Origin of the sequence: Actinoplanes utahensis (genome assembly GCF_016862455.1) — a bacterium.
GTDB classification, from domain to species: Bacteria; Actinomycetota; Actinomycetes; order Mycobacteriales; family Micromonosporaceae; genus Actinoplanes; species Actinoplanes utahensis.
Map to the genome: position 1 here is coordinate 69,704 of NZ_BOMZ01000083.1, position 11,134 is coordinate 80,837.

The following is an 11,134-nucleotide window of genomic DNA, read 5'->3' on the forward strand; positions in this document are numbered from 1 at the left end:
AGGCGCGCCGACCTGTCCCGATCGGCTACACCCACTCAGACCTGCGAGCGCCCCGGAACTCATCGGTCCCGCCGCGTGATCCTGAAAAAGGTCTTGCCGACAGCGGCCGGTCTCCGGCTGAGGTCAGGTGGCGGCGATGGCGACGCGGCCCAGGTCGTCGGCGCGCAGTGCGGTGATGTGGCCGGGCGGGGCGGGCCGCGAGTACAGGTAGCCCTGGCCGTACTGGTAGCCCAGGGACCGCAGCACCTCCTGCTGCTCCTCCGTCTCGATGCCCTCGGCGACCGAGGAGAACTCCAGCGCCGCCGCCATCTGGCTGACCGCCGTGGCCACCGCCGCCTGCCGCCCCACCGTGGTGATCGACTCGACGAACGAGCGGTCCAGCTTCAGCGTGTTGACCGGGCAGGTGAGCAACAGGCCCAGCGACGACGCGGCCGTGCCGAAATCGTCGAGGGCGAGTTTCACGCCGAGCCCGCGCAGCGCCAGCATGGTGGCGTGGGACTCCTCGTCGTCCAGGACGGCGGTCTCGGTGACCTCGATGGTGAGGCTGGCGGCGGGCAGCCCGGAGGCGGCGAGTGCCGCGGTCACGTCGGCGACCAGCCCGGGGTCGCGCAGCTGACGGCCGGCCACGTTGACGCCGACGGACAGCGGGACGGCGCCGGGGAACTCCCGCATCCAGGCGGCGCCCTGCCGGCAGGCCTCCTGCAGCGCCCAGCGGCCGATGGCGACGATCTGCCCGGTCCGTTCGGCGACCGGGATGAACTCGACCGGCGGCACCGTGCCACGGGTCGGATGGTTCCACCGGATCAGCGCTTCCACGCTGGTCAGAACCCCGTCGGCGAGCCGCACGATGGGCTGGTAGACGAGGGTGAACTCGCCCGCCTCGATGGCCTGTCCCATCTCCCGGATGAGGACCGCTTCGGCGCTGATCCGGGCGCCCATCTCGTCGGTGTACGCGACCCACATGCCCTTGCCGCGCCGTTTCGCCTCGTACATGGCGATGTCGGCGTTGCTGAGCAGCGTGGACGGGTCGTCGCCGGCGCGGGCGGCGGTGAGGCCGACGCTGGCCCGGGCGACGACGGTGTGCTGCAGCAGCTCGATCGGCTCGGCGAGACCGCGCAGGATGTTCTCGGCGACGGTGCCGGCGCCGTCCGGGCCGGTACGGGGCAGCAGCACGGCGAACTCGTCGCCGCCGAGCCGGCACACCAGGTCGTCGGCGCGGACCGCGGCCCGCAGCCGGTTCGCGACGATGATCAGCAGCGCGTCACCGGCCGCGTGGCCCATCGTGTCGTTGATCGTCTTGAAGTCGTCCAGGTCGATCAGGAGAAGGGACGCGCCGCAGTCCAGGTCGCAGGCGTCGGCGAGCCGCATCGAGGCGCTGCCGGAGCCGGCCGGCGCGTCGAGCAGCCGGACCATCTCGGCGCTGAAGTGGGTGCGATTGGCCAGGCCGGTGAGCCCGTCCGTGCTCGCCTGTTCGCGGAGCAGGATCTCCTGGTCGCGCAGTTCGCCGAGGGCGACGTCGAGGCGGCCGATCAGGTTCATGTTGTCGTGGAAGGCGACCAGCTGCCGGCCGGCGACCAGGCAGACGATCACGACGACGCCGATGGTGGCGCCGACGAGCTGGGACGACGCGTTCACCGGCAGCATCATGAAGAACACCACGAAGGTGATCGCGATCATGCCGTACGGCAGCAGGCTGTAAGGGCGCCGCTTGGCGGTGTACCGCGGGTCGCCCACGCGCAGCACGATCACCTGGATCCACGGGCCGAGCGCGATCAGCACGGAGGGCAGGAGCCGGATCGCGTACACGTACGCGTGGTCGAGGGTCTGGAAATGACCCGGCAGGAACGTGCTGACCCCCTGCACCATCGCTGCGGACACCATCGGCCAGGCCGCGATCCGCGCCATCGGCGGGTCCTTGATCAACGCCACCTTGGTCGCGGAGAACGTGGCGACCAGCACGAGCGCCGCGGTGAGGCTGGCGTTGATCCGGTCGCCGTGCGCGCCGCCGAGCGGGTTGACCGCGAAGCACCAGGCCACCACGCCGCCGCCGACCAGGACGGTGGTGGCGTCGAGCCAGAAGATGAAGCGTTCCCGGGCGGTCCGCAGACCCTGCGGGAAGATCAGGCAGGCGATGACGTTGCTGCTCATCCCGATGGTGAAGAACACCGTCTGGACCAGGCCGCCGTTCAGGGACGGCTCGCCCGGGGAGATCAACACCGACAGGAAGTGGTACGTGTCACCGACGGTGAACGAACCCCCCGCGAAGCCGATCATCGTCCAGAACCGGCGATAGCGCTCGTGCGCGAGCCGGCGCAGCCGCCACCCGCCGAGCGCGAGCGCCGCGTCGAGCGGCACCTGGAACGCCCAGTAGATCTGCACCTGCAGGGTCTGCCGCCCGGCGAAGAGGAAGAACAGCGCGCACCCGAGCAGCGTGATGCCGGCCAGGATACGCAGCGCCGGATCCCGGCGCAGGTGGTCGACCGGCCGCCCGGCCGTTCCCGTGCTGCTCAACTGTCGTCCTCTCCGCTGGTCCTCCCCCGATAGATCGGACGGAAGCCGGAGAATCCGAGGCTTAGCGGCCGCCCCGCTGGGAGGAAGGGCGGCCGCGGCCCGGTCAGTCGCGCATCTCGTAAGCGCCGGCCAGCGCGAGGACCTGCTGCCAGACGGCGTCGTCGCGGGTGGGGTCGGCAACCGGGCGGCGGACGTGCGCGAGCGCCCACGCCGCCTGCTCCTCGGTGGTGGCGGTCTTGCCGTGCAGCTCGGTGGCGTACGCGGAGAAGTCCCGCACCAGGATCGCGAAGATCTCGTCGACCAACTCCGCGCCGATGCCCGCGAGCGACGCCTGCTCCAGGATCAGCTGACCGTAGACGATCAGCGCGAACAGGTGCCCGACGGCGAGCAGGAAGTCCAGGTCCTTCTGCTGCTCCTCGCTCGGCGCGTGGTTCCGCAGCAGCGCGCAGAACCCGTCGGCCTGCTCCCGGAACCGGGCGACGTTCGCGATGCCGGCGGCGCCGTCGTAGGCGGTGCGCCAGTCGTGGAACCGGATGGCGCCGAGACCCCGGGCCGGTCCCTGCCGGAACAGGAACTCGTCGTCGGCCGGGTCGTGCCGGGTGGGGACGGGCTCGTACGTCGCCGGGTCGAACAGGTAGTTCGGCATGAACTTCAAGATCAGGGCCAGATTGACGTGTACGGTCCCCTCGAGCTTGGGCAGCCCGCGGATGTCCATGGCCGCCTTGTCGAAGTAGGTGTCCGCCTCGAAGCCCTTGGCCGCGATCACGTCCCACATCAGGTCGACGACCTTCTCGCCCTCGGTGGTGACCTTCATCTTCGTCATCGGGTTGAACAGCAGATAGCGGCGGTCGTCCGGGCCGGCGCTGCGGAAGTAGTCGACGGCCCGGTCGCTGAAGAGCTTCATGGCGACCAGGCGGGCGTACGCGTCGGTCAGCTCCCGGCGCACGTGCGGGAACGCGGTGACCGGCCGCCCGTACAGCATCCGCTGGTGGGCGTGGGTGACCGCCTCGTACATGGCATGCTCGCAGATGCCGATCGCCGCGGTGCACAGGTTGAACTTGCCGACGTTGACCGTGTTGAGCGCGGCGTCGAACGCGGCCTTGCCGGTGTGCAGGACGTCCTCCTCGCGCACCGGGTAGTCGGTGAGCTCGAAGGTGCTCACGTACATCTGCTTGTTCACGACGTTCTTGATCAGGTGGTAGTTCTCGTGCCGGCTGTCGGCGGCGAAGAACACGTACCCAGCCGGGCCGTCGACGTCCGCCCGGCGGCCGAAGACGGACACCAGCCCGGCGACGTTGCCGTTGCCGATGTAGTACTTGGTGCCGCTGGCCGTGAATCCGCCGTCACCGGCCGGCGTGAGGATCATGTCGGTGGCGTAGATGTCGGCGCCGTGACTGCGCTCGGACAGCGCGAACGCCATCACGTGCCCCTCGTCGAGCAGCTCGGCCGCCCGCGTGCGCTGGATCCGGTTGGCACTCTGCCAGACCGGCCCGAGACCGAGAACGGTCACCTGCCACGTGTACCAGTAGTCGAGCCCGTAGAAGCCGAGGATCTCGCTGAGCGCGGCGTTGCGGGCGGTGTCCCAGCGCTTGTCCTTGTTCGGTGCGGCGTCCGCAGACGGCGTCAGGAACGTGGCGAACAGTCCCTCCTTGGCCGAGAACTCCAGGAAGTCGCTGTACCACGCCCGGTCGATGTAGCTCTTGACCAGGGCTTTCTTGCCGCGTTGCTCGAAGAAGGCGACGAGTGCCCGCAGCAGCCGCCGGCTCTCCGGGTCGAGATGCGCGGGGTCGTAGGTGTTGGGGTTGAAGAGCACGAAGCGTTCCTTTCAGAGTGCTCGAAGGCCATTCAGAGTGCTCGAAGGGTGCCGAGGACGTCGTCGAGCCAGTCGAGCAGCATCCGCTCGTAGGCGATGCCGCCACGCAGCACGACGTGCTGCAGGCGCTGCCCGTCGTCGTTGATCTCGGCGAAGTCCCGTTTCTCGCCGTTGAGGTAGCGGGCCAGCAGCGCCTCGTGCTCCGCGCGATAACGCTCGACCTCGCCGATCAGTGCGGCCCGCCCGGCCGCGTCGGTGAAGGCCGCCCCGCGGATCTTCACGGCCAGCTCGTGCCGCACCGCCTCCGGCTGCACCGGCGCGCGCAGCCACTCGACCAGCAGGGACCGGCCCGGTTCGGTGACCGAGAAGCTGCGTTTGTCCGGCCTGCCGTCCTGGCCGATCTCCTCGGCGGTCACCCAGCCGTCCGCCTCCATCCGCTTGAGCACGCGGTAGATCTGCTGGTGGGTGGCGGTCCAGAACCGGCCGATCGATCGCTCGAACCGCCGGGCCAGCTCATATCCGGATCCGGGCTGCTCCAGCAGGGAGACCAGGATCGCGTGTTCGAGGGCCATGCCCCGCATCTTGCTATGCAACGAGTTGCATAGCAAGCGGCCGCTGCTGCCGGGCGAGGGGTTCGGCGACCGGCCACGGGCCCCCTCCGCTCACCCCGGGCGACCGCATCGTGGCGGACACCCCGATCTCAGGATGCCGCCCGCCGCGACGCGGTGCCTGCCGACGGCGAAATCCGCCGGTCGCTCCCTAACGCCCGTCAGTGGTCAGCGGGTTACGCCGGCGGGCCAGCCGGCGGCGCAGGTCGCCGAGGTAGTGGTCCTTCGCCACGTCGCGCAGTCGCGCGGGCAGCCGCGGACAGGTCACCGCGGCGGCCCTGAAGAACGCGTCGAAGGCCCGCTGCCGGCCCGGCGACCAGGTGTACCCGAAACCGGCCCGGATCGGTTCCGGCAGCAGCCCGACGGTGACCAGGCGGTTCAGGGGTGTGGCCGGGCGCAGCACGAGCGGGATGTTCCGCGGTCTCATCAGCGCGGCGGCGATCTCCCGCGCCTCGTCGCCGACCCGGAGCGTGCCGACGGTGTGATCCCAGTAGGCGGTGAAGGCGGCCCGGTCCACCGGCCACGCCTCCTCGGGACAGCCGATCGACGTGGCGAGCACCCGGTACTGCCGGAAGCACTCGTCCAGCTCCGCCGCACCGAGCCGGCCGAAGACCCGCTCGTAGATCAGGACCGCGGTGTCGTAGAGGGTGGCGTTGACCCAGACCTGCAGATCGGGGTCGTCGGCGCGGTAGCCGGGGCCGGTCACCGTGCGATGCCTCGCCGCGACGGCCCGGCTGATCGCCCGGCCCTCCTCGACGGTGCCGAAGAGCACACCGAAGACGTAACTCATCGTGGTCCGCAGCCGGTCGAGGGGACGTTCGGCGAAGTCGCTGTGCTCGTAGACGCCCCGCGCGACGCCCGGGTGTGCGATCTGCAGCAGCGTTGCGCGGCCACCACCGGCCAGCAGGAACCCTTCCCGGGCCACCCGCCGGATGACCGCGGCATCATCGAAAAGACCGTCATCCATGCCCCGACCGTAAACCCGCGCCGACTTCCCCACGACCATCGTTTACGGCGGCCGGTCCGCTTCCGGTCCGCCGCGCTTCTCCCACACCGTGCCTCAGTACGGGCCACGCAACGTCCCGTGCCTCGCGGCGCCCCCGGCAGGCGTCCCCTCCCGACCGCCCGCGGGTGCGAGTCATGCATGCCCGTCCCGGTCACCCCCGGCTGGTTCTCACGGCTGTCTCCAGCAGCCCGAGACAGCGGTGGGAGCCAGCGACGTGCAGACGGCGACGTTCGGGCGTGTCCGTCACCTCGCGGAGCGCCGTGAGACAGCCGTGACCCTGCTGGCCAATCGCTTGCCCGCCGGCTGTCGATCTTGTGCGGTCGTGGTGAATCGGTTCGCCCGAAACTCACGAGATCTCGCGCGTAAGGGTGTCTCCGTCGCGGGGGGCGGGTTTTCGTCCGCCGGGTTGGATCCGGCGAGCGCGTGGCGGTGCGGACAGCGCATTTCCCACGATCAACAAGGGTGCGGCGAATCGGCCGACAGGGTCAGCGGTGAGAGCCGGCCGGGCAGAACCGCGACGGGCACGGAACCGCTCCACGCGGGGATCCGCCGTCGCAGTGCTATCGACCGGTCGCCGCGCCGAGGGGGATGTGGATGGACTCGATCCAGGAGGGCGGCTCCGGCGCGTGGTCGCCGACCAGGCCGGCGACGACGCGGACGCTGCCGGGGCTCGTGTCGGGCCACGGGGTGTGACCGTCGGTCAGGACGATGATGATGTGCGGACGTTCCGGGCCGCCTAGCGCCTGGTCGATGCCGACGCGCATGTCGGTGCCGCCACCGCCTTCGAGGGTCACCTCACCGACGGTGTTGACGCGCCGGACGGTGTGCACGTCGGCGTCGCACGACAGGACCGTCACCCGGTTCCGGCCGATGCCGACCGCACGCAGCACCCCGGCCACCTCGCCGAGGACCGCGCCCAGTTCGTCGGGGCCCATCGAACCGGAGGTGTCGACGACCACGGCGACCCGCGGCATCGGCCGGCGCAGGCTGGGGAAGACCACCCGGGGTACGGCGGCGCCGCGGCGCGACGGGCGCTGGTAGGTGTAGTCGACGGCGCCGGAGGCCCACGACGCGGCCTCGCGGACGGCGCCGGTGAGGGCGCGCCGCCAGTCGACGGTGGGTTCCAGGATCTCGTCGGCCCAGCGTTTCCAGCTGCCCGGAAGCCGTCCCCGGCTCTTGGCGTGGTTCCGCATCTCCTGGGCGATCTGCCGGCGGATCGCGGCGGCCTCGACCGGACTGACCTTGGCGCCGTCGGATCTCTCCCACGGCATCGCCCGGCCGTGCGCACCGGATCCGCACTCGGCGCGCCTTCGGTGTCCCCGGCGCCGGACCCGTCACAACCGCACGTACCGGTTCCCTCCGCTCCGGTCCCCCCTGCTCCGCCGGAACACTGCCGGCACAGATTCCGGGTCGCCGGGATACCCGGAAGGTACTGCTCGAACAGTTGCCCGTCGGGCAGGCCGAACCGGTCCGGCCGCATCGCGCCGGACGGCAGCGACGACAGATCGTCGTTGATCTCGCAGTCCTGGGCGATGTTGACCCGGCGATGATCGTCGCGCATGCCCGGTGGGAGCAGTTCGGCACGCGCGTGGTGGTCGCGCAGGAGATGCGCGACCTCGTGCACCCAGACCGCCGCCAGCTCCCGCACCGGGGTCGCGTCGACGAACCCCGCATTGACGTAGACCCGCCAGTGCCGGTCCACGCCCATCGTGGGTACGCCGTCGCTGGGCACCACGGTCAGGCTGTACAGCGCCGACGCCAGGTAGGGCTGGGTGCCGGCCGCTTTCAGCCGGGCCGCCAGCAGCTTCGTCCGGTCCAGCCGCGCCGCCGCACCCGGCCCCGACGGCTGGGCCGGGACCACGCCGCTCCCCGCCGCCGCTGCGGTTGCGGGTGGCGGTGCGGGCGCGGCCGCGGGAGGCGGCGGCGCGGGTGCTGGTGCCGACGCGGATGCCGGTGGCGACGCGGGAGCCGCTGCCGACGCAGATGCCGGTGCCGACGCGGGAGCCGCTGCCGACGCAGATGCCGGTGCCGACGCAGATGCCGGTGCCGACGCAGATGCCGGTGCCGACGCAGATTCCGGTGCCGACGCAGATGCCGATGATGGCACGGGAGCCGGCGGCGGTGGTGGGGAGCCGGCCGGTGGAGCCGGGGTCAGGTCAGGCGCCACCGGTCAGCAGCCCGGATGCGGTGAGGACGTCGAGGAAGGCGTCGATCGACGGCGGAACCGGCCACTTCGGATCGCGCATGCGGGCCAGGTCGAACGCGGCGCGGGCCGCCACGTCGGGGACTCCGGCGTCGACGGCCTTGGCCAGGACCACCCAGCCGGCCTCCCAGCGTTCGCGGGTGACCGACGCCTCGATCGCGGCGACCACCGCGGTCAGGAAGGCCAGCTGGCGGTCGCCGCGTTCGGGCAGGGCGAAGGCGGACGGGTTGGCCAGCACCCGCTCCGGGTCGGGCAGGTCCAGCTCGTCGAGGTAGGTGGTGAGCTCCAGCCCGGCGCCGTCACCGACCGCACCGACGACCGCGGTGGCGAGGGCCTCCCGGCTGGTGCCCGCGCAGAAGTGGAAGACGAGCAGCCGCAGCACCATGTCCCAGGTGCGCGGGGACGGCCAGGCGCCACCGCGGGCCTCGGCGTCCGACGGCAGGCTGTGGGTGAGGCCGGGCCGGGCGGTGAGGAAACCGGCGATCACACCGCGGGCCCGGGCCAGCGCGCTCGCCGCCCGGCCGGTGTCGACCGACGGGACGCCGATCCGCGGCCACACCCCGGCGAGGCCGCGGGCCACCACCCGGGGGTCGTGGGTCCAGTGCAGGTGGACGAACCGGTTGGCCAGCGGCGGGCTCAGATGCCAGCCGTCGGCGGCGCTGGCCGGCGGGTTCGCGGCGGCCACGATCCGCACCTCGTCGGGGAGGGTGAGGCTGCCGACCCGGCGTTCCAGGACGACCCGCAGCAGGGCGGCCTGCACGGCCGGCGGCGCGGACGACAGCTCGTCGAAGAAGAGGAGGCCACGGCCGCGGCGGGCGAGACGGACGGCCCAGTCGGGTGGGGCCATCGGCACGCCCTGCACGGCCGGGTCGTCGCCGACGATCGGCAGGCCGGCGAAGTCGGACGGCTCGTGCACGCTGGCGATGACCGTTTCGAGGGGCACGCCGAGGCCGTCGGCGAGCTGGGCGAGGGTCGCCGACTTGCCGATGCCGGGCTCGCCCCAGAGCAGCACCGGCAGGTTCGCGGCGACGCACAGCGCGAGCGCGGCGGCCCGGTGGTCGGTGACCGGTTCGGTCCGGGTGAGACGGATCTGCCGCAGCAGGGTGTCGGCGGCGTCGAGCCCGGTGGTCATGCGCACTCCCGCAGGTAGTCGATCAGTTTCTGAATCCCGGGGTCCTCGGTGTGTTCCTGGGACCGGAGGTAGTGGAGGGCGGACGACTCCCGCACCGGCAGGCCGGGGTCGGCGCCGGCGTCGAGCAACGCGATGATCAGCTCGACGGGCCAGTGCCGGTGCAGCGGGAACACCGCCTCGTACAGCGGGGTGACGCCCAGCTTGTCGCGGGCGTTCACGTCGAGCCCAGCCGCCAGCAGGCGCGGCAGCAGCCGGGCGTCACCGAGCTCGCCGAGCAGGTGCAGGAAGGTCCGGCCCAGCCCGTCACGCAGGAACGGGTCGAGACCCGCGTCGAGCAGCTCGTGCAGGAGACCGGCCCCGCCGTGCCGGAGCTGCTGGAAGAGGTCGCTGCGGTGGTGACGCAGGCGTTTGGGCAGGTGGCCGGTGCCGCCGAGCCACGCGGAACGGGCTTGGAAGCAGCCGCCCACCTGGCCGCCGAACGCGCCGAGAGCCTGCTCGCGGCGCTGTTCCTCCGGCGGGTGCTCGGGCGTCTCGATCCGCCCGGCACGAACCGTGACCGGATGCCACACCGCACGGCAGCGCACCCGGACCACCCGCTCCGCGACCAGCTCCGCGACGACATTCGCACGCCGGGACGAACCCGTGACGACGGCCGAACGAGCCGGCCGGCCGCCGTCGGGCGCCGGGACCGGCGCCACGGCGGAGGCGGGCGGCACGGCGGAGGCGGCTGGCGGGCCGGGAAAGAGGGCGGCGCGGACCAGCGGGTGCAGGTCGCGGGGGTCGACTCGCTGATCCGCGACCAGAGTCAGGTCGATGGGCCGGGACACGAAATGCGGATGCAATCGGAGCGAGGCCCGACACCAGCCGGCCAGTTCCGCGTCGGCGGAGAACGGGGCGACTTCCGGATGGCCGCCGTCGGTCACCAGGTGCATCGTCCGCTCGATGCCGGCGGCGGCGATCGCCCAGACCCGGCGGCGGAACTGGACGGCGAGCCGCCGCACCTCATGCGCCAGCAGCAGGGGATCCACACCGTACGGAAGCTGATAGGCCGCCAGGCTGGTCCGCTGCACGGCCGTCCACCCGGCCGTCTCCCACGCCTCGGCCGCGCCGGGCGCCACGAGGATCCGCTCCGCCAGCGCCGGCCCGTCGTCACCGACGCCGAGCAGCTCGGCCGGCAGCGGCTCGCCGCCCGGGGTGAAGCCGGGCACGCGGGCCTCCGATCCGTTCGCCGCGGCGCGCAGGTCACCGGCCCGGCGGGCGTCCCACAGGTACGACGGAACCGGATGGATCGGGCCCTCCCCGAGATCGCCGGCGCGGATCGCCTCCAGGGTGAGACGGTCCGACGGAATCGTTCCCGGCGTCCGGGCGACGAGCACGGCGGTGTCCGGTTCGACCGGACCGTCCGGGGCCAGCAGGTATCGCCGGCCCCGATCGAGGGTGGTCGAGCCGTCGAGGGCACGCGGCAGATGCCAGCGCAGCAGATCGGGCGCGAACCCGGCGAGCAGATCGGCCACCGGCCCGTCCGCGTCGATCGCGACGTCGATGACGGCTGCCTCGCAGGCGGCCCGCCAGTCGCCGCGCTCGCGCGCCGCGGCGCACTCCTCGATCATCCACGTGGGCACCGCGTATCGCCGGATGCGTTTCCAGTCGTGGAGGGAGCGCCACGGCCGGTCGCGGATCATCGGCCCGCCTCCGAACCACCGTGGCCGGATGTGATCATCCCGGCACCTCCCCCATGTCGCATTACGGCGGCGAGCCCGGCCGGAGCCGCACCGGCGTCCTCCCGATCCGCGGTCCGGCACGACGACCTCTGCGCCTCGACTTCGCCGCAACCTCTGCGCTTCGATCTCGCCGCGCCGGA

General features: G+C 72.2%; 7 protein-coding genes and 1 pseudogene. All 8 read right to left on the reverse strand.

Annotated elements, in window-relative coordinates:
• Window positions 1-123: 123 nt before the first annotated feature.
• Window positions 124-2,511 carry a putative bifunctional diguanylate cyclase/phosphodiesterase gene (locus Aut01nite_RS29075; protein WP_052163536.1) on the reverse strand — a complete coding sequence of 796 codons (2,388 nt, stop codon included), beginning with the start codon at window positions 2,509-2,511 and terminating at the stop codon, window positions 124-126.
• Between the two features lie 103 nt (window positions 2,512-2,614).
• The gene (locus Aut01nite_RS29080) at window positions 2,615-4,324 is read right to left on the reverse strand and encodes an acyl-CoA dehydrogenase family protein (protein WP_043524295.1); all 1,710 of its coding nucleotides are present in this window, start codon (window positions 4,322-4,324) and stop codon (window positions 2,615-2,617) included.
• Between the two features lie 32 nt (window positions 4,325-4,356).
• Complete coding sequence (locus Aut01nite_RS29085; protein WP_043524294.1) at window positions 4,357-4,896, reverse strand: PadR family transcriptional regulator; 540 nt, start codon at window positions 4,894-4,896, stop codon at window positions 4,357-4,359.
• A 187-nt stretch (window positions 4,897-5,083) separates the two neighbouring features.
• Entirely contained in the window at window positions 5,084-5,899 is an 816-nt protein-coding gene (locus Aut01nite_RS29090) for an oxygenase MpaB family protein (protein WP_043524293.1), read from the reverse strand.
• A gap of 599 nt (window positions 5,900-6,498) precedes the next feature.
• Window positions 6,499-6,912: a VWA-like domain-containing protein gene (locus Aut01nite_RS44920; protein ID WP_373871556.1), complete on the reverse strand. Its 414-nt coding sequence runs from the start codon at window positions 6,910-6,912 to the stop codon at window positions 6,499-6,501.
• 75 nt (window positions 6,913-6,987) lie between these two features.
• Window positions 6,988-8,105 (reverse strand): annotated as a pseudogene (locus tag Aut01nite_RS44925) (vWA domain-containing protein); the annotation flags it as partial.
• Window positions 8,095-9,273, reverse strand: a complete 1,179-nt coding sequence (locus Aut01nite_RS29105) for an AAA family ATPase (protein WP_043524292.1) — start codon at window positions 9,271-9,273, stop codon at window positions 8,095-8,097. The pseudogene Aut01nite_RS44925 and the gene Aut01nite_RS29105, both read right to left, overlap by 11 nt.
• Complete coding sequence (locus Aut01nite_RS29110; RefSeq protein WP_043524291.1) at window positions 9,270-10,955, reverse strand: ankyrin repeat domain-containing protein; 1,686 nt, start codon at window positions 10,953-10,955, stop codon at window positions 9,270-9,272. The genes Aut01nite_RS29105 and Aut01nite_RS29110 overlap by 4 nt, the downstream gene beginning before the upstream one ends.
• Between the last annotated feature and the right edge of the window lie 179 nt (window positions 10,956-11,134).